Origin of the sequence: Devosia beringensis (assembly GCF_014926585.1) — a bacterium.
GTDB lineage: Bacteria > Pseudomonadota > Alphaproteobacteria > Rhizobiales > Devosiaceae > Devosia > Devosia beringensis.
In genome coordinates, this window is record NZ_CP045422.1 from 2,690,420 (window position 1) to 2,708,351 (window position 17,932).

At 63.7% G+C, this 17,932-nt stretch carries 21 protein-coding genes; 10 read left to right on the forward strand and 11 right to left on the reverse strand.

Translation table 11 applies throughout. The annotated features are described in order from the left end of the window. The first annotated feature begins 298 nt into the window (after positions 1–298). The gene (locus GDR53_RS13095) at positions 299–550 is read left to right on the forward strand and encodes a GlsB/YeaQ/YmgE family stress response membrane protein (protein ID WP_193334917.1); all 252 of its coding nucleotides are present in this window, start codon (positions 299–301) and stop codon (positions 548–550) included. A gap of 67 nt (positions 551–617) precedes the next feature. Here the strand turns inward: GDR53_RS13095 and GDR53_RS13100 are convergent, their stop codons facing one another. Further along, entirely contained in the window at positions 618–1,394 is a 777-nt protein-coding gene (locus GDR53_RS13100; protein ID WP_193334918.1) for an SDR family NAD(P)-dependent oxidoreductase, read from the reverse strand. Between the two features lie 98 nt (positions 1,395–1,492). On the opposite strand from GDR53_RS13100, the gene GDR53_RS13105 reads away from it, so the two are divergent. Further along, positions 1,493–2,002 carry a MarR family winged helix-turn-helix transcriptional regulator gene (locus GDR53_RS13105; RefSeq protein ID WP_193334919.1) on the forward strand — a complete coding sequence of 170 codons (510 nt, stop codon included), beginning with the start codon at positions 1,493–1,495 and terminating at the stop codon, positions 2,000–2,002. A gap of 84 nt (positions 2,003–2,086) precedes the next feature. Here the strand turns inward: GDR53_RS13105 and GDR53_RS13110 are convergent, their stop codons facing one another. Then, positions 2,087–3,694 carry a bifunctional metallophosphatase/5'-nucleotidase gene (locus tag GDR53_RS13110; protein ID WP_193334920.1) on the reverse strand — a complete coding sequence of 536 codons (1,608 nt, stop codon included), beginning with the start codon at positions 3,692–3,694 and terminating at the stop codon, positions 2,087–2,089. 286 nt (positions 3,695–3,980) lie between these two features. On the opposite strand from GDR53_RS13110, the gene GDR53_RS13115 reads away from it, so the two are divergent. Both GDR53_RS13115 and GDR53_RS13120 read left to right on the forward strand, forming a co-directional pair. Beyond that, positions 3,981–4,442 (forward strand): GtrA family protein, encoded by a 462-nt coding sequence (locus GDR53_RS13115; protein ID WP_193334921.1) that lies wholly within the window; start codon positions 3,981–3,983, stop codon positions 4,440–4,442. A 66-nt stretch (positions 4,443–4,508) separates the two neighbouring features. Then, positions 4,509–5,156, forward strand: coding sequence for a ThuA domain-containing protein (locus GDR53_RS13120; protein WP_193334922.1), 648 nt, complete (start codon positions 4,509–4,511; stop codon positions 5,154–5,156). Positions 5,157–5,321: 165 nt separating this feature from the next. On the opposite strand, the gene GDR53_RS13125 is transcribed toward GDR53_RS13120, so the two are convergent. Beyond that, positions 5,322–5,960: an NrsF family protein gene (locus tag GDR53_RS13125; RefSeq protein ID WP_193334923.1), complete on the reverse strand. Its 639-nt coding sequence runs from the start codon at positions 5,958–5,960 to the stop codon at positions 5,322–5,324. Next, positions 5,957–6,508 carry a sigma-70 family RNA polymerase sigma factor gene (locus tag GDR53_RS13130; protein WP_193334924.1) on the reverse strand — a complete coding sequence of 184 codons (552 nt, stop codon included), beginning with the start codon at positions 6,506–6,508 and terminating at the stop codon, positions 5,957–5,959. The genes GDR53_RS13125 and GDR53_RS13130 overlap by 4 nt, the downstream gene beginning before the upstream one ends. A gap of 167 nt (positions 6,509–6,675) precedes the next feature. On the opposite strand from GDR53_RS13130, the gene GDR53_RS13135 reads away from it, so the two are divergent. From GDR53_RS13135 to GDR53_RS13155, 5 genes are all read left to right on the forward strand, one after another. Then, positions 6,676–6,993 carry a hypothetical protein gene (locus GDR53_RS13135; protein ID WP_193334925.1) on the forward strand — a complete coding sequence of 106 codons (318 nt, stop codon included), beginning with the start codon at positions 6,676–6,678 and terminating at the stop codon, positions 6,991–6,993. Between the two features lie 85 nt (positions 6,994–7,078). Then, complete coding sequence (locus GDR53_RS13140) at positions 7,079–7,927, forward strand: cytochrome b/b6 domain-containing protein (RefSeq protein ID WP_193334926.1); 849 nt, start codon at positions 7,079–7,081, stop codon at positions 7,925–7,927. Further along, positions 7,924–8,724, forward strand: a complete 801-nt coding sequence (locus GDR53_RS13145) for a molybdopterin-dependent oxidoreductase (RefSeq protein ID WP_193334927.1) — start codon at positions 7,924–7,926, stop codon at positions 8,722–8,724. Before GDR53_RS13140 ends, GDR53_RS13145 begins: the two co-directional genes overlap by 4 nt. A gap of 351 nt (positions 8,725–9,075) precedes the next feature. Further along, positions 9,076–10,617: a DEAD/DEAH box helicase gene (locus GDR53_RS13150; protein WP_232846622.1), complete on the forward strand. Its 1,542-nt coding sequence runs from the start codon at positions 9,076–9,078 to the stop codon at positions 10,615–10,617. 66 nt (positions 10,618–10,683) lie between these two features. Beyond that, positions 10,684–11,580, forward strand: coding sequence for a 2-dehydropantoate 2-reductase (locus GDR53_RS13155; RefSeq protein WP_193334928.1), 897 nt, complete (start codon positions 10,684–10,686; stop codon positions 11,578–11,580). Here the strand turns inward: GDR53_RS13155 and GDR53_RS13160 are convergent. Then, the gene (locus GDR53_RS13160) at positions 11,568–12,974 is read right to left on the reverse strand and encodes an alpha,alpha-trehalose-phosphate synthase (UDP-forming) (RefSeq protein ID WP_193334929.1); all 1,407 of its coding nucleotides are present in this window, start codon (positions 12,972–12,974) and stop codon (positions 11,568–11,570) included. The genes GDR53_RS13155 and GDR53_RS13160 overlap by 13 nt on opposite strands. Positions 12,975–13,000: 26 nt before the next feature. Further along, positions 13,001–13,774, reverse strand: a complete 774-nt coding sequence (gene otsB, locus GDR53_RS13165) for a trehalose-phosphatase (protein WP_193334930.1) — start codon at positions 13,772–13,774, stop codon at positions 13,001–13,003. A gap of 171 nt (positions 13,775–13,945) precedes the next feature. Between otsB and GDR53_RS13170 the strand changes: the two genes are divergently transcribed. After that, positions 13,946–14,098 (forward strand): hypothetical protein, encoded by a 153-nt coding sequence (locus GDR53_RS13170; protein WP_193334931.1) that lies wholly within the window; start codon positions 13,946–13,948, stop codon positions 14,096–14,098. Between the two features lie 3 nt (positions 14,099–14,101). Here the strand turns inward: GDR53_RS13170 and GDR53_RS13175 are convergent, their stop codons facing one another. From GDR53_RS13175 to GDR53_RS13195, 5 genes are all read right to left on the reverse strand, one after another. Beyond that, entirely contained in the window at positions 14,102–14,725 is a 624-nt protein-coding gene (locus tag GDR53_RS13175) for a nucleoside deaminase (RefSeq protein WP_193334932.1), read from the reverse strand. Positions 14,726–14,783: 58 nt separating this feature from the next. Continuing rightward, positions 14,784–15,560: an META domain-containing protein gene (locus GDR53_RS13180; protein ID WP_193334933.1), complete on the reverse strand. Its 777-nt coding sequence runs from the start codon at positions 15,558–15,560 to the stop codon at positions 14,784–14,786. Between the two features lie 74 nt (positions 15,561–15,634). After that, positions 15,635–16,123 (reverse strand): ureidoglycolate lyase, encoded by a 489-nt coding sequence (locus GDR53_RS13185; protein WP_193334934.1) that lies wholly within the window; start codon positions 16,121–16,123, stop codon positions 15,635–15,637. Next, a complete protein-coding gene (locus GDR53_RS13190; RefSeq protein WP_193334935.1) occupies positions 16,123–16,944 on the reverse strand; it encodes a bifunctional allantoicase/(S)-ureidoglycine aminohydrolase in 822 nt (273 codons plus the stop codon). Before GDR53_RS13190 ends, GDR53_RS13185 begins: the two co-directional genes overlap by 1 nt. Positions 16,945–16,999: 55 nt before the next feature. Continuing rightward, positions 17,000–17,686: a glutathione S-transferase gene (locus GDR53_RS13195; protein ID WP_193334936.1), complete on the reverse strand. Its 687-nt coding sequence runs from the start codon at positions 17,684–17,686 to the stop codon at positions 17,000–17,002. Between the last annotated feature and the right edge of the window lie 246 nt (positions 17,687–17,932).

Sequence of the window (17,932 nt, forward strand, 5' to 3'; positions counted from 1 at the left end):
GCTGCCGCCCGTAGGCCACATGCGTTGTCCGGTTTGCCGGCACGGCGCAGTGGACCAGCCTCCCGCCCATGGGCGGGCAGGCTGTGGGCCGCCATCAGGGCTGATAGCGTGGTAGCCAGGATGATCTTGTCCATGAATTGCTCCTTTCGTCACCCCTGAAGACGGTCGGGTAACGACCCTAACCCGCTGTGGTTGCAGGGTGAGTGATCACATTTGGTTGGGATGACGCGGTCCGCGGTGCAACTGAATGGCGGGCTCGTGAATTGTCCCGGGTATATTTCACAGGAGCGTCATCGCCATGAGTATCATCTGGGCCATCATCATCGGTTTCTTCGCGGGCTTGATCGCCAAGTGGATCACGCCGGGCGACAACAAGCCTAGCGGCTTCATTCTGACCACGGTGCTGGGCATTATCGGCTCGGTTCTGGCCACGTGGCTGGGCCAGCAGATCTTTGGCGGTGCGCAGAGCGATGGTATCGGCTTCATCAGCGGCATCATTGGTGCCGTCATCATCCTGCTGATCTGGAACCAGGTCGCCCGCCGCCGCTAAGTCTGGATTATCGAACGAGCAAATGGGTGCCTTGCGGCACCCATTTTTGTTTGCTCGGCTATCAATTTCAGACGTAGCGTGGCGCGGGCTGGCCGTTCTGCGTGCCGGCGAAGAGCTTGGCGCGGGCCGCGTCGTAGCTGGCCCAGAGGTCTTCGTCGTGCACGGAGGGCAGGGTGACCTGCTCGCCGCGATCCATGCCGGCGAGACCGGCATCGACCAGTTGCTCGGCCGTCATGAAGACTGACGCATCGAAATTGTCGATCGATATGCCGGCTGTCTCATAGAAGTCTGTCACGGTGCCGGCCGGCAGAACGGCCTGCACCAAGACGCCATTTTCCGCCGCTTCTTCGGCCAAGCCGCGGCTGAAGGTAAGCACGAAGGCTTTGGTGGCGCTGTATAGGGCGCTCATCGGTGATGGGAAGAAACCCATGACCGAGCCGATATTGACCACCGTGCCGGACTTGCGGGCGCGCATGCCGGGCAGGACGGCGCGGGTGAGGCGCATCAGCGTGGTGACGTTGAGGGTCAAGGTGGCGGCGGCATCGGCGTCGGACATGTTGGCGGTGGTGGCGAAGGGGCCCATGCCGGCATTGTTGACCAGCAGCGCAATGGCCTCGTCGCGGAGCACCTGCTCGATGCTGGCAATGCCTGCCTCGGCGGTCAGATCGGCGGCAAGGCTACGCACGGCAATGCCATCGCTCTGCTCAAGTTCTGCGGCAAGGGCGGAGAGCTTTTCGGCGCGACGGGCGACGAGGATGAGATTGTAGCCGCGAGCGGCGAGACGCCGGGCATAGACGGCGCCGATGCCGGATGAGGCGCCGGTGATGAGGGCAGTTTTGGACATGGCTTCGCTCCTTTAGTTGAGTGCTCAACTATCTGGCGTTTGGCCGTGCCCTTGTCAATGGTGATGTACTCAACTATTTTTTGGACAGGAGATCAAGCATGGCCAAGCAAGTGCCGCCCGATGTCGACAGCGTTGAGCCTTTCAACCTGATGAACTGCACGCATACGGCAATGCGCCAGGCCTCGCGGCAGCTGACGCAGGTCTACGATGATGCCATAGCGCCGGCCGGGCTGACCTCGTCGCAGGCCATGCTGGTCAGCCGCCTCGATGAGATGGGCGGAGCGCCCGGCGGCACCGGCCCGTCGCTGCAGGCTTTGGCCAAGCGCCTGTCGATCCAGATTTCGGCGCTGACCCATGCCTTGCGCCCGCTGGTGCGCGATGGCGTGCTCGAACTGCATGCCGACCCCAAGGATGGCCGGATCAAGCGGGCCGTGCTCACCGAGCAGGGCATGAAGCAGACGCGGCAGATGTATGCACTCTGGCAGGCGGTAAACCTGCGCATGGATGAGGTGCTGGGGGCCAATGCGGGAGCTGAACTGCGGGCGTTGGCGACGAAGGTGGCATCGCCGGCGTTCCTTGCGGCCATGGGGGCATCGGCAAGGGACTAGTGGCGCCGCTCAGCAGTCCGGTCCCGTTCGGCATGAAAAAGGGCGCCCCCGGGGGGCGCCCTTGGTTTTGGTGGTTCCGCGAGCCTATTTGATCTCGGTGATGCGGCCATCGGTATAGGGCGTGTATTCGCCGCCCAGCTTGGCGATGTATTCGGCAACGACCTGCTCAAGCGGCGGGCCAAAATCGTAGGGGTTGGCACCTTCGGCAAAGGTGCCGAAGCCGTCGCCACCGCCGCGGACATAGTTGTTGGTGACCACGGTATAGGTGGCAGCCTCGTCGATCGGCACCCAGGCGTCGCCTTCGCCCTTGACCATTACATCGCTGACACGGCTGCCGGCGGGTTCGGCCAGGTTGAAGCTGTATTTCAGGCCGGCGACCTGGGCAAAGCGGCCAGCGCCGTTCTCGACATCGCTGACGCCGTTTTCGAGCGCTTCAATGACATCGGCGCCGCTGACCTGGACGGTGGCCAAGGTATTGGAGAAGGGCAGGACGGTCAGCACGTCGCCGACGGTGATTTCACCGGCGTCGATCGAGGAGCGGATGCCGCCGCCATTCTGGAAGGCGATGGTGGCGCCCTGGTCGGCGACGCGGTCGAGAATGGCATCGGCGAGCAGATTGCCCATCGAGCACTCCATGGCGCGGCAGACTTCGCGCGAGCCTTCCAGCAGGGCTGTGGTGGAGCCGATGACTTCGCTGGTCATTTCCTCGATGGGGCCGGCCAGGGCAGCCAGCTGGCCCTTGAAGTCCTCGTTGGCGGAGACCGACGCATCGATCAGGAAGGGTTCGCCCTCGGCTTTGGTGACGACGCCATTGTCATCCCAGGTGATGGCGATGTCGCCGAGATATTTGCCATACTGGTTGGCCTGTACCACCGGTACTTCGACGCCGTCAGGATTGGTCACCATGGTTGGGTAGGGGCCGGCAGCGCCTTCTGCGGTGTTGGACAGCAGAGTGTGACTGTGGCCGCCGACGATGACGTCGACCAGCGGCAGGGCTGCCGCAACATCCATGTCGACGGTGTAGCCTATATGGCTGAGCAGGATGATCTTGTTGACGCCGGCGGCATCAAGCGCCTCGGAGGCGCCGCGGACATACTGGATGACGTCGGTGAATTCGACATTGGGGCCGGGCGCGGCGATCTCGGGCGTGTCCTCGGTGGTGGCGCCGATGATGCCGATCTTTTCGCCGCCCACTTCGATGACGAAGGAGCCCTTGATCTTGCCGCGCAGGTTCTCATCGCGGGTGACGTCGAAATTGCCGCCGATGATGGGGAATTCGGCGGCATCGATGAACTTCATGAACTCTTCTGGGCCGTCGTCGAATTCGTGGTTGCCGGTGGCGACCACGTCAAAACCCATCTGGTTGAAGAAGTCGGAGACCACCTTGGACTTGTAGGTGGTGTAGTAGAGCGAGCCCTGGAAATTGTCGCCGGCCGAGAGCAGCAGCGAGTTGCCACCATCATATTTGGCGCGGGTCTCGTCGATGATGGTCTTTAGGCGGGCAATGCCGCCGAAGCATTCGCCGGCCGCGTCGGTTTCGGCGTCACAGTTGGAATCGGTGCCGGTAATGGGGTCGAAGCGGGAATGGAAATCGTTGATATGGAGGATGTTCAACGTGAATTCCGCATAGGCCACGCTGGAGAATCCAGCGCAGAGGGTGAGCGCCGTGGCGCCGAGAAGAAGTTTTTTCATCCCTGTTTTCCTTGGTTTGCTTGACGTCCGATGCCGCAATGGCCCGTCCCCGGGGTGCCGCGTTTGGCGGCATGAGGAGAGTCCGCCACGTCCTGGACACAGTTAAGCAGCCTTTTACGACAGTGAAAAGTGGACCTTCTGGTCAAACTGCCGAGCAGGCATGCAGCGGCATGGCTTCAACAAGCGTCAACCATGGTTCAAGAGAGTGTGCCGGCGTAACGCTTGGGAAAGCGGGATGCTGCAGGTTGGCTTGCACGAATGACACCATAGAGGATCGGTCCGTTCCATGAGCGCAGCCCTGCATAGCCTGATGTTCGAGGCGCCCCGTCCCACGCGGGAGCGCGCGCCCGGCGCGGGCGTGCTGCCCTTTATCGGCGTGGGTGCGGGCGGCGCGGCGGCCTTTGTCGTGCTGTCGAGCCTGCTGGTCTGGCTGCACACCGGCTATGCCGACTGGGTGGTCAATACCGCCAGCTATGCGGTGCTGATCCTGCCGGTTTATCTGCTGCATCACCGGTTTTCCTTTGCCTCGGCGGCGGACCATGGCCAGGCGCTGCCGCGCTATCTGGCGGTGCAGGGCATGGCGCTGCTGCTGGCGGCGGGCTTTTCCTATGGCGTGCACGAGATCGTGGCATTGCCCACGGTCCTGGCGTCGATTGCCGTGGTCGTGCTGACGGCCAGCGTCAATTACGCGGTGCTGCGTTTCTGGGCGTTTGCGCACCGGCCGGCGGTGGCGACACTGGCGATGTAGGCTTGGGGTTTCAATGCCCGGTCAGTCAGGTATTCTCTGCGTCGTCTGATTTGCGGAGTGTGCGGTATGAAGAGTGCTTTGATCGTTTACGGTGGCTGGTCGGGCCATGACCCCGAGGAATGTGCGGCCATCTATCGCCGCTGGCTGCATGAGGATGGTTACTCGGTGCGCATGGCGACGGAGACCAGCGCCTTTGCCGACCCCTCCATCCATGATCTGAGCCTGATCATCCCGATCTTCACGATGAGCAAGATCGAAAAGGCCGAGGTCGAGAACCTCACCAAGGCCGTCGCCAGCGGTGTTGGCCTGGCTGGCCATCATGGCGGCATGAGCGACGCGTTTCGCGACGCCGTAGACTATCAGTTCATGGTCGGTGGGCAGTGGGTGGCTCATCCGGGCAATATCATCGATTACACGGTGGACGTTGCCGATGCGGCGGACCCGGTGATGGAGGGGATCAAGTCGTTCCCCTATACATCCGAGCAATATTACATGCATGTCGACCCTTCCAACCATGTCCTGGCAACGACCACCTTTACCGGTGAACACGCGCCCTGGATCGACGGCGTGGTGATGCCGGTGGTGTGGAAGCGGCTGCATGGCAAGGGACGCGTGTTCCACTCGACCCTGGGTCACCAGGCCAAGGAGTTCGAGCATGCCGACATGGCCACGATCATGCGCCGCGGCATGAACTGGGCAGCGCGGGAAGAGTAGACGCACCATTCTCCACGCCATGCCGACCTGCAAACGCCTGTCTTCTGCGCTTCCGGTACTCACGTACTTTAGTACGCTCCGTTCGGGTTCTCGAAGACAGGCATTTTCGTCTCGGCCTGACGAGGAGCTTGGCACGCCTACGCCCAAGCCTGAGCGGCGAAAAATCTACCAGCGCAGCAGGAGCCGGCCGAGCAGGGCCCCGAGGCCGGCCACGATGGCAATGCCCAGCGTGTAGAATAGCGCCACAAACATCATGCCGTGTTCGCCGCAGGCGAAGGAATAGATCCAGGCGCCCGTGCCGCCGGCAAAAAGGCCCGCAGCAAGGCCGGCCAGCGTCGGATTGGCCGGGGCGAGGCGGCGCATTGCCAGCAGCAGCGCAAGCAGCACCGGCAGCGCCAGAACCACGATGCGCCAGGGGCAAACCAGCGACGTGCCGCCGATGACCAGGGGCATCATCTCGTCGGGCGCGGCATTGGCCAGCTGGAGCACGGCGCCGACCAGCAGCAGCGCCAGCAGGACAGGAGCGGCCAGCCATGGCCAGCGAATGCTGCCGTCAGGACGCGCCAGCGCCAGCGTCGCCACCCCACCCAGCATGGCCAGCGCCAGAGTGTAGCCAAACTTGGTCCAGAACATCATGGTGCCTGGCGCGGTGGCCATGTCTGCCCGCGTGCCCAGCCACATCAGCATGGCGATGGCAGCGACGACCGCGCTGACCAGCACGGCGCCCATGATCAGGCGCGGCAGGGCATCGGGCCGCACGGGCTTGAGGTCGGTGGCGAGACGGGCGATCAGATCGTCGGTCATTTGTTGCCTCCCGAAAAGCGGGCGGTCAGTGCCTTGAGGCCGCGATGAATGGAGACCTTGGCTGCCGTCTCGGTCATGCCATGGGCCGCAGCGGCCTCGGCAACGGTGGCGCCGTCAAGGCGGGTGCGGCGAATGAGATCGCTGGTGCGGGGCGGCACGCTCTCGAGCACCACGCCAAGATCGCGACGCGCGGCGGCGTCGGCATGGTCATCATGGGCAAAGATTGGCGCGTCATCCTGGAGCGGCACTGTCAGCCGGATCGACTGGCGGCGCACGTGGTCGACAAATTTGTGGTGCGCCACGGCATGCAGCCAGGCGGTAAAGGGTCGTGAGCGGTCATAGGTCATGCGACGGGTATGGATGGCGAGCAGAGTTTCTTGCACCAGATCCTCCGCGTGGGTGGCAAAGGCGGGGGTCAGCCGCCGGGCGAAATAGGGGCGCAGATGTCGACCAAGTTCGGCGAGCAAAGTCCGATAGGCTGCCGCGTCGCCATCAAGCGACGCCAGCATCAGGCCGCGCAGTCGCGTCTCGGTCGGGTCAGTCTGCATTGTCCACTCATTCGCTCCCTGCCTGACAATGGTTACATGGCCGCGCGGGAATTGGGAACGACCTCTTCGCGTTCACGAGCGCGTGATGCGGTAACGCTATTCCCCGGGCTGGCGAATGGCAGGGCATCACCGCGCCAATGGGCGTGGCACCACCCTGGAGACAGATCATGACGCTTGCGCTTCGTCCTCTTTCACTCGCTGCCCTGGCGGCGGCCACCTTCACTCTCGCCCTTGCCTCATCCGGCTTTGCCCAGGATGCCATGGCCACCGACGCCATGGCGCCCGATGCCATGCATGCCGATGCGATGGCCCCGATGAGCGATGACGATCTCAAGCTGTGCCTGGAGCAGGCCGGCATGATCACCTTTGCCCATGTCATGGAGGCAGCCGCGGCAGCCTGTCACGACATGCACAATGGCATGATGGGCGACGCCATGGGCGGCGATGCGATGGCAACCGATGCGATGGCGCCTGCCAAGCCATAACGATTCCGTGTTAAACGTCATTTGTTCCGCCCGCAGCCGTTACTGCTGGGGCGGAGCAAATGGTCCATGAGCGACTGGGGGAAAGATGAGCGATTCAACAGCAGTGCCGGCCGGCAAGGGGCCGCTGATCTATCGCCAGTCGATCTTTACGCGGGTAACGCACTGGATCTGGGCGATCTGCCTGTTCTTCCTGCTGCTCACGGGCCTGCAGATATTCAACGCGCATCCCGCGCTCTATATCGGCCAGCAATCCGGCTTTGAGTTCGACAATGCCGTCCTCGAGATCGGGGCGTTCAACACGCCGGCAGGACCGGTCGGTCGCACCACCATTTTCGGGCAAACCTTCGAGACCACCGGGGTGTTGGGGGTCAGCGGCTCGGCCGAGCGGCCAAGTTTTGTCGCCTTTCCGGCGGCTGTCACCATTCCCTCGTTTCGGGACCTGGGTACCGGAAGGGTGATCCACTTCTTCTTTGCCTGGCTGTTTGTCGGCACCATGTTCGTCTGGTTTCTGGCCAGCTTCATCAATGGGCATATCCGGCGCGACATCCTGGTACGGCCAGCCGACCTGGCGGGCGTGCCGCGCGACGTGGTCGACCACGCCACGCTCAAGTTCAAGCATGGCCGCAGCTATGGGCCGCTACAGCGCATCGCCTATTTCAGCGTGTTCTTCATCCTGTTCCCGCTGATCGTGCTGACGGGGCTGACCATGAGCCCGGGCATGAATGCGGCCTGGCCCTTTCTGCTCGACCTGTTCGGCGGGCGGCAGACGGCGCGCACGGTCCATTTCGGCGTGATGGTGCTGCTGGTCAGCTTCTTTGTCATTCACATCGTCATGGTGCTGGCGGCCGGTCCGCTCAACGAGCTGCGCTCGATGATCACGGGCTGGTATCGCGCCAGCCCGGGCACGCCCACCATTCAGGGAGACAAGCCATGAGCGCGAAATCAGGCTCGATCATCACACGGCGCAACTTCCTGCGCGGGTCGGTGCTGGCCGGGTCAAGCCTGGTGCTGGCCGGCTGCAACCAGTTCGATTTCTTGGGCTCCAAGGAGAACCAGGTTCGCCACGTGATGGAGCAGGCCAATGTGCTCACCTATAATGTGCAGCGGGCGCTGATCGGCGACCAGACGCTGGCGCGCACCTATGCGGAAAGCGAAATCCGCCAGGGCCAGCGCCCCAATGGCTCGACCGATCCCACCACGGCGGAATACACGTTTCTCAAGGCGCAGGACTTTGCCAGCTACAAGCTCAAGGTCATCGGCATGGTCGAGCAGCCGCTCGAATTCAGCCTGGCCGAGCTGCGCAACATGCCGGCGCAGAGCCAGATCACACGACACGACTGCGTCGAGGGCTGGAGCTGCATTGCCAAATGGACCGGCACACCGCTCGGGCCGATTCTGGACATGGCGCGGGTCAAGCCGGGCGCGCGTTTTGCCGTCTATCACTGCTTTGACAATATCCAGCGCACGCTGAGCGGGGACATTCTCTACTATGAGAGTTCCGATCTGGTGGACGCCTATCATCCACAGACCCTGCTGAGCTATGGGCTGAACGACCAGGTGCTGCCGGTGGCCAATGGCGCGCCGGTACGCCTGCGCATCGAGCGGGCGCTGGGCTACAAGCAGCCGAAATATCTGCACACCATCGAGCTGGTCGATGATCTGTCGAGCTTCGGCAAGGGCAAGGGCGGCTATTGGCCGGACCTGGGCTATGACTGGTATGGCGGTATCTAGCCTCGGCGGGCAACCGCAGCGCACACCCCCCATGCGTGGCGTGATCCCGAATTTCCTTGCTATTTCAGCGGGTCTCCCCCATTTATGCGCCATCGTCACCGGCGCATGGACCTTGAATGGATCCGCTGGCGCCAGAATGTGGTGACGGACTTCATCTCTTATCCCCTTGCGGTGAGCGGCGAAGTCAGCCCGGAAACTCTTGTCCGGGTTCGAGCCAGCACCCGCGCGATAATCCAAATCCTATCGCCCGATTGCATCTGTTGATCCGCCATTCGCACGTGCGACTGGCGATACGCGCTGCAGTGTTCTGCGCGCGGCGTAGCGCCAAATCGGCGCAGAAAGAATTGTTCCTTGAACGACTTTATTTCCCTGGGCCTGCCCGAAATCCTGACTGACAGCCTGACTGCAGCCGGTTTCATCACGCCCACCAAGATCCAGCAGGAAGCCATTCCCAAGCTGCTCGAAGGCCGTGACATGATGGGCATTGCCCAGACCGGTTCGGGCAAGACGGCCGCTTTCGGCCTGCCCATCCTGGCTGGCCTGCTGACCCTGACCGGCCGCCCGCGGCCGATGACAACGCGCGCGCTGATCCTGGCGCCGACGCGTGAACTGGCCGTGCAGATTGACGAAAACCTGCGCATGTTTGCCGGCTCCAAGATGAAGCTCGACACCGTGCTGCTGCTGGGCGGCGTGTCGCGCTACCACCAGGTCAAGCGCCTCGAGCGCGGCGTCGACATTGTCGTCGCCACCCCGGGTCGCCTCAAGGACCTGATGGATGACGGCAAGATCAAGCTGGCCGAAACACGCTGGCTGGTGCTCGACGAAGCCGACCGGATGCTCGACATGGGCTTCATTGCCCCCGTCCGTGCCGTGGTCAAGGCCATCGGCATGAAGCGCCACACCATGATGTTCTCGGCCACCATGGCGCCTGAAGTGGCCAACCTGGCCAAGAGCCTGCTGCAGGAGCCCGTGCGGGTCGATGCGTCGGTTGCCGGCTCCACCGTGGTCAAGATCGACCAGCGCGTGATCCTCTCCGGTGCCAAGGCCAAGCGCGGCGTGCTCAATGAGCTGCTGGGCAGCGACGAAGAGAAGATGGATCGCGTGATCATCTTCTCGCGCACCAAGCATGGTGCGGACCGCGTCGCCAAGAACCTCGAAATCGACGGCCACAAGGCTGCCGCCATCCATGGCAACAAGAGCCAGAACGCCCGCCAGGCAGCCCTCAAGGGCTTTTCCAGCGGTGATGTGCGCATCCTGGTCGCCACCGATATCGCTGCCCGCGGCATCGACGTCCCCGGCATCACCCATGTGGTGAACTATGAACTGCCGGACGATCCGGAAAACTATGTGCACCGGATCGGCCGTACCGGCCGCAACGGCGCCTCGGGCTTTGCCATCACCCTGTGCGATGGCACCGAGCGCGGCAAGCTGCGCGATGTGGAACGGCTGATCCGCCGGACCCTGCCCTATACCGGCGACCTGCACCTGGCCAATGAGACCGGCGTGGTGGAAGCTCCACGCTCGGCCTACAAGAAGCCTTCGGGCGGTCGGCCCGGTGCCGGTCGTGCCCCCAACAAGAGCGCCCGCCCGGCGCAGGGCGATCGTCGCTCGCCCGCCGAGCGTCGCCCCTTTGCCGAATTCGGCAAGGAAAGCACGTCCAAGACCCCGCGCACGCGCCCTGTCGATGCTCCGCGCACGCGTCCAGCCGGCGAAGGCCAGCGGACCCGTCCGGTCGATGCGCCGCGCAGCCGTCCCGAGGGCGGTCAGCCAGCCCGCGGCGTGCGTCGCGACATGGAAACCGGCAAGCCGATGGCGGCAAAGCCCGCCGGCGGCAAGCAGCGCTGGGGCAAGCCGCAAAAGGATGCTGGCCGCGCCGCGCGCAATGCCAGCTAGTTTGCGTAGACAAGATTGACAAAGGGCGGCCTCTGGCCGCCCTTTTTGCATGTCGGGAGGGACAGCATGACCAGAATAGCCATCATCGGACCTGGCGCGATCGGCGGCACAATTGCCGCCTGGCTCGCGCAGAACCCAGCTTTTTCCGTAACAGTCTGTGCGCGGACACCCTTTGCCGACCTTGAGGTGACGACGCCCAGTGGCACCATTGTTGCCCATCCCGAGGTGCTGACCGATCCGGCCTCGGCCCGGGTCGTCGACTGGGTAATGGTGGCGACCAAGACCTATGACGTGGAAGGGACCGGACCCTGGCTGGACCATCTGGTCGGCGCGGATACACGGGTCGCCATCATCCAGAATGGGGTGGAACATGTTCGGCTGTTCTCGCATCTCGTATCGCCTGAACGCCTCGTCCCGGTGATGATCAATCTGCCGGCAGCGCGCAGCGCACCCGGGCGGATCGTGCAACAGCGCCATGGCATCATCGCCGTACCAGCTGGAAAAAACGGCGACGATCTGGTGGCGCTTTTCGCCCATACCGAGATTGAGGCCCTGGTCGATCCTGATTTCCTGTCCCAGGTCTGGATCAAACTCTGCAGCAACAGCGCCGCCATTTTTCCGGCATTGACGCTGCGGGCGACCGGTCCGGTGTGGAACGCCGATATCGAGGCGATTATCCGCGGCGTGGTCGAGGAATGCGCCATGGTGGGGCGGGCCGAGGGGGCGACCATTGCGCAAAGCGTGGTCGAGGCAACGATCGAGAGCGCCCGCACCATGTCAGAGGGGACACGAGGGAGTTCGCTCCAGGTTGACCGCATGGAAGGCCACAAGATGGAAATTGACGCCCGCAATGGCGTCATCGTCCGACTGGGCGAAAAGCATGGCATTGCCACGCCGATGAACAGGTTGATGGTAACCCTGCTGGCGGCGTCTGGCAGTCCCTGGATCGTTCAGGCGACGTAAAGAATATCGCGCGTGCCCGAGGCGGTGGCTGCGCTGGGAGGCGACAGTCGATTGAGGAAGCTGTGCGCCCAGTTGTCGACGCTATAGGTGCGGGCGGCTTCCATCAGCGTGGTCCAGCGATCGATGCGCTCCTGTAGAGGCATGTCGAGCGCCATGCGCAGAGCCTCGGCGGTCTCGTCGGTGTCGAAGGGATTGACCAGAATGGCGTCGGGGAAGATCTCGGCCGCGCCGGCAAAGCGCGACAGCACTAGCACGCCGGGATTGGCCGGGTCCTGGGAGCCGACATATTCGTGGGCCACCAGGTTCATACCATCGCGCAGCGGCGTCACGAGGCCGACGCGGGCCAGGCGATAGAGCCCGGCCAGGCTGGGCTGACCATAGGCGCGCTTGACATAGGTCAGCGGTGACCAGTCGGGCTCGGCAAAGCGGCCCATGACGCGACCACAGATGGCGTCGAGCGTATCGCTGGTTTCCTGATATTCCTTGATGGTATCGCGCGAGGGGGGCGCGATCTGCATCAAGTGGGCGGTACGGCGAAAGCGGGCATCATTGGCCAGCAGCTTTTCATAGGCTTCCACCCGCTGCGGCAGGCCCTTGGAATAATCGAGCCGATCCACGCCCAGGATCAGCCGCTGCCCGGGCAGGACACGCTCGACGCGCTTGATCATCTTGGTGCCGGCCGGACTGACGGCCAGCTTGGCAAAGGCATCGGGATCGGAGCCGATGGGGAAAGCGGCCGTCTCGCTGCGGCTGAAATCGACCGAGCGCAGCGGATTGCCCGAAATGGACGAGGGCGACTGGTGATCGGCAAATTCGGTGAAGGCGGTGACGTCGCGATTGGCCTGCATGCCCACCAGATCGTAGCGCGAGAGGTCGCGCATCAGTTCGTTGTGGTGCGGAATGGCGTAAAGCGCATCGGTGGTGGGGAAGGGGATGTGCAAATAAAAGCCGATGCGGTTGCGGGCGCCCAGATTGCGCAATTCGCTGGCCAGCGGGATCAAGTGATAGTCATGCACCCAGATCACGTCATCGGGCCGGAGTAGCGCCAGCAAGGCACGGGCGAACTGCTGGTTGACGGCGCGATAGCCCTCGTACCAATGGCCCTCGATGGTGGCCAGATCGAGCCGCAGGTGGAAGCTGGGCCAGAGGATGGAATTGGAAAAGCCGGCATAATAGGCATGATGATCTGACTTGGTCAGGTCGATCTGGGCGACAGAGAGGCCATCGATATCCTCGAAATGGGCCTGGGATGACGGCGTCTCGACCAGCTTGCCCGACCAGCCGAACCAGAAGCCCTCGCGCTCGGCCAAGGTCTTGCGCAAGGCCACGGCCAAGCCGCCTGCCGCCGGGCCCTTGCCCGGCGTGCGGTTCGAAACAACGATCAGTCTACTCATCCAGTGCCCCCACGGCGTTTATTCAGTCAATGTGTTTGTGCGAACTCCCGTTCACGTGCGGCAATGTCCCCCAGACCCTGTAGCAGGGCGCGGACAGAGCCGACATCGGCAATTCGCATGCGGGCAGCGGTGTCGCCATCGCCGAGCTTGATGCCGACGCCCCCCAGTTCCTGGGCCGCGATGAAGCCGTCCTCGTCGGTGACGTCGTCGCCGATGAATATCGGGGTGCGGCCGATAAAGGGCTCCTCGAGCATGAAGGCGCGCAGGGCATCGCCCTTGCTGACGCCGCGTGGTCGGGCCTCGAACACCATCTTGCCGGGCACCAGCACAAAGTGGTCATGCCTGTCGACGATGGCTTGCATGGTCTCGCGCACGGCTTCTTCGAGCTCCGGGGCCTGGCGATAGTGCACGGCGACAGCGCCCTGCTTGGTTTCCAGGATCAGCGACGGCTCGGCCTCGACCAAGGCGCTCAGGGCCTCGGCAATGGCCTCGGCGCCGGCCAGTGAGGCGGGATCGATATCTTCCAGCACGCCATCGGCGCGGCGGCGCTGGGTGCCGTGCGCCCCGGCAACGGGCAGCAGCAAGGGCGACAGGAACCTGTCGATCTCGGCGATCTCGCGGCCGGTCAGCACGGCAAAGGCGGAATTGAACTCGCGCGCCGTCTGTTCGAGGTTTTGGGCAAGCGAGGATGGCACGGCGACGCTGTCGGGCGTGTCGGCCAGTTCGACAAGCGTGCCATCGAAATCGGTGAAGATGGCGAGCAAGGGCGCCCCGGGGGCGCTGGTGTCTGTCTGTGGCATGGTGGGCCTCATGGGGACTGGTTCGGTACAATAACGCACTAGAGCGGCATTGGTTCGGCTCAACAGGCCTGTCACATGGCTGGCATGCGGCTGCGGCTATTCTATGGGCGGCCTGATTGACGCATTGCTCGGAGGCCATCGTACCGAACGGCAAAGCGAGTTTACCGAGCCATGCACCTGTTGCCCCTGCCTGGATTGAACAGACTGCCGCAATGGCTGGTGACGGTTTTGGTGGCGCTGGTGCTCAGCCTTCTGACCTTTGCCGCCTCGTTTGCCGAGGTACCCTATAGCGAATTCCAGCCCAGCGTTATCACGCAGCCCTGAGCCTCAGGCCAGCGGAATGCCCTTGCTGCCCTTGTCCTTCTGATATACCGCCGAGGCTTCGGCGTAAAAGGCGCTGATATCGTCGAGCCGAGCCATCAGCGCTTCGCGATGAGCACGGTCGAGCGCGGCGATCATCTGGATCAGGTTATGGCTGGTCCAGAACTTGTTCACCCGGTTGTAGAGCGGCCGGTCCGGCGCGACGACGTCTGTACCGGGATCGGGAACGGCATAGACTTCCCTCAGGATGGCGATGTCGTGCGGGATGCCGAAGCTGTCGCGGGTGTCCTCGTAGCTGAACAGATAATAGAAATTGTCAAATCCGGCCCAGGTTATGCCCGACAGGCACAGCGAGCAGGGCTCGTGGGTGGCCAGGAATATGCAGTCCTTGGCCTCCGGCCGCTGGTCGGCGGGCAGTTCGTAGAAGCGCTTGATGGCGTGCATCTCGCCATGCCAGAGCGGGTTTTCCGTCTCGTTATTGGTCTCGGCGACCACCACCGACAGGTCGGACTTGCGCAGGATGGCGGCGCCGAACAGCTTGTTGCCGGTGCGGACACCCTGCTGCGTGCGGGCGGCAATGTCAGTCTGGATGACGTCGAACAGGCGAGAGATCAAATCAGCATTATCCATGGTCGCCCCGTCACGTTTGGCGAAGCCTAACCATCGGCAGTGGCCTTGGAAAGGCCAATCAGGGCTGACGCACCAGGCCGACCAGCGGCACCCCCGCCGCGTCGACGAGCTTGAGCGCATTGCCGGCCAGCTCGTAGCCGGCGGTGGCGTCCAGAGCGGCGAAGAAACGGCCTTCCTGTGCCATCACGGCCGGATCGCAGGCCATCCTGGTCCCCGCGATGGGCGAGAAGGTCAGGGGCGGACCGGCGAAATCGGCCTCGGTGAAATAGCTGTTGCAGCCGCCATTGCCGCCTACGCGCTGATCGCCAGCGATGGAGAGGGTGACCTTGCTCTGCGGCAGGATCGGATCGCCACCAATGCTGGTGACCGTCCAGACGATATCGACCAGCGGATTGGGTGTTTCGGGTGGCGGCAGAATCTGCTCGGGCGCGGGGTGCGGCGGCGGCGGCGTGAAGGCGAGCAGAATTTGCGTGCCGGTCTGGCCGCCTGATTCAGCCCCGATGGGCTGCCAATTGCGGAAAAGGGTCTGGCCCTGGGCGCGGATTTCGGCGATCAGCCCATAGGCGCCGGTCGGCCTGACGACCGAGCTGCGCACGTTGAGCGTATAGTGCAGGGGCACTTGCGACCGAGCAGGCAGAGCGGCGGCCGCGCTGGCGATCGGGACCTGATCGGGCAGGCTGACAAGGGTGACCCAGAGCTCGGCATTGGCGGGCAGCGCCATCCGCTCGCGATAGCTCACCTGGCCGGTAAAGCTGAGATCGGCGGCAAAGGCGGGGGTAGCCACTACAAGCGCCAGAAGCGCCAGCACAGCGCCCTTGATGGTTCGCACAAGCATGATGTCCTCCTCTTTGCCGAGGAGATTACCGGAGCGCCGTCCTTGTTTCGAGCCCGGCACGACGAAATGTTGCTTCAGGCCATTACGATCGGGGGCGTGTCGAAATGATATTCCTCAAGGTTGTTGCCGTCGCCGCCGCGATCGACCACCAGAAAATCGCTCTCGGCCTGCAGTGGGGTCAGCACGCCATGCCAGGTGTTCATGGCGATGTTGACGCCCTGGCCGGGGGCCGGGCGGAAGGCGCGAATGCGGGCGGGGGTGCCGCCATCATCTTCGGCGACGATGACCAGCCAGGGATTGGTCGAGAGCGGATAGAAGGCCTGACTGCCCAGGGGATGGCGCTCGACCAGGGGCAAGCTCAGGGGCAGTGCATAGGGCTGGCCGCGGAACAGCGAGAGCAGCGGCCGCGCATGCACGCCGCCCAGCTCGATGCGGGCCAGATCGTGATAGCGCTCGGTCATGCCATTGTTGATGGGGTAGTGGGTGGCACCGGCCAGTTCGATGACCTGGCCAAAAGGGGCGAAGGCCTCGGCGCTCAGTGGCTCGATGACAATGGTGCTCATCACAGGCCCAGCTTCATGTGGCGATTGACGTCCTTGTAGAGCAGGTAGCGGAAGCGACCGGGGCCGGCATAGCAGGCCTGGGGACAGAAGGCGCGCAGCCACATGAAATCGCCGGCCTCGACCTCGACCCAGTCGCGGTTGAGGCGATAGACCGCCTTGCCCTCAAGGACATAGAGACCATGCTCCATGACATGGGTTTCCTCGAAGGGAATGACCGCGCCGGGCTCAAGGGTGACGATATTGACATGCATGTCGTGGCGCAGGTCGGTGGGATCGACGAAGCGGGTCGTGCCCCAGGTGTTGCCGGTGCCAGGCATCCAGATGATCGGCTCGTCGTTCTCATTGGCGACGAAGGCGGTGGGCATGGCAATGCCGTCGGCGGCTTCATAGCGCTTGCGCACCCAGTGAAAGCGGACCGGTTCGGTGCTCTTGTTGAAGAGCGTCCAGGCGCAGCCGGGGGGCAGAAAGGCGTAGCCGCCGGGCTTGAGCAGGTGCGTCTTGCCGTCGACGGTCAAGGTGACCTGGCCGGCTACGACAAAGAGCACACCCTCGGCCTCACGGTTCGGCTCGGGCTGGGTGCTACCGCCGCCGGGAAAGACTTCCATGATGTATTGCGAGAAGGTCTCCGAAAAGCCGGACATCGGCCGGGCGATCACCCAGGCGCGCGTATCGGCCCAGTGCGGCAGGTAGCTGGTGACGATGTCGCGCATCACGCCATGGGGGATGACGGCATAGGCCTCGGTGAAGACGGCGCGACCGGTATGCAGCGCGGTTTGCGGCGGCAGGCCGCCGCTGGGCGAGGCGTAGGTTGGATCTGGCATGGGGTCCCGGGCGGTTGGTGCTCAACACAAAACTGGCAGGTATCGCGCGCGGTGGCTAGGCCGTGCGGCGCAGATCGCTGGTGATGGTGCCGGCGGCGGCGACCTCGGCCTCATGGCTGGGCTCGCGCCAAGTTTCGTTCAACGCCGCATTGTACCAATCCTGCATGGAAGGCAGTGCCAGCAGCCGCGCCGCATAGGCGGCGGCGGGCGGGCTCAGCGTCAGACCATAGGTCTGCAGGCGCAGCGCCACCGGGGCGTAGAAGGCGTCGGCGGCGGTGAAGCTTGCGCCGGTCAGGAATGGACCGCCGAAGCGGGCAAGGCCTTCGCACCAGATTTCATCAATGCGGTCGAGATCGGCCTGCAAAGCCGGGGTGACGGCGCGCAGGGTGATGCGCAGGCCGCAATTCATGCCGCAGGCATTGCGCAGCGTGGCAAAGCCGGCATGCATTTCGGCGCTGATGGCGCGGGCAAAGGCGCGCGCCGCTCTGTCGGCGGGCCAGACCTGGGGATGGCTCTCGGCGACATATTCCGCAATGGCCAGTGAATCCCAGACCTTGATGTCGCCATCGACCAGCAGCGGCACGCGGCCGGTGGGCGAAAAGGCGCGGAAGGCGTCGTGGCTGCCATGGGGGATGAAGGGCTCGAGCCGTTCGGTGAAGGGGATGCCGAGCTGGCGCAGCAGCAACCAGGGCCGCAGCGACCAAGACGAGTAGTTCTTGTTGCCGATGATGAGCGTGAACATGGACGGACCTCCAAAGATAATTGGAGTTAGCCTGCGGCCTTGCCGGGTGCAAGCGGCCGGCTTTACCCCCGCGCAAAATGGGTTCGGCTGATCCGACAACGCAGACGCGCTGGGCTCGGTGCGGGCGATGACCGCGTTTGAAAAAAATATTGATAAATCAACGCGGTATGGTTTTGGTGCCTTCTTGTGGTGGTGGATTGCATCGCCAGATAGGGACCCCGGCCTGTGGCAGGTTCTCCTCCGGAG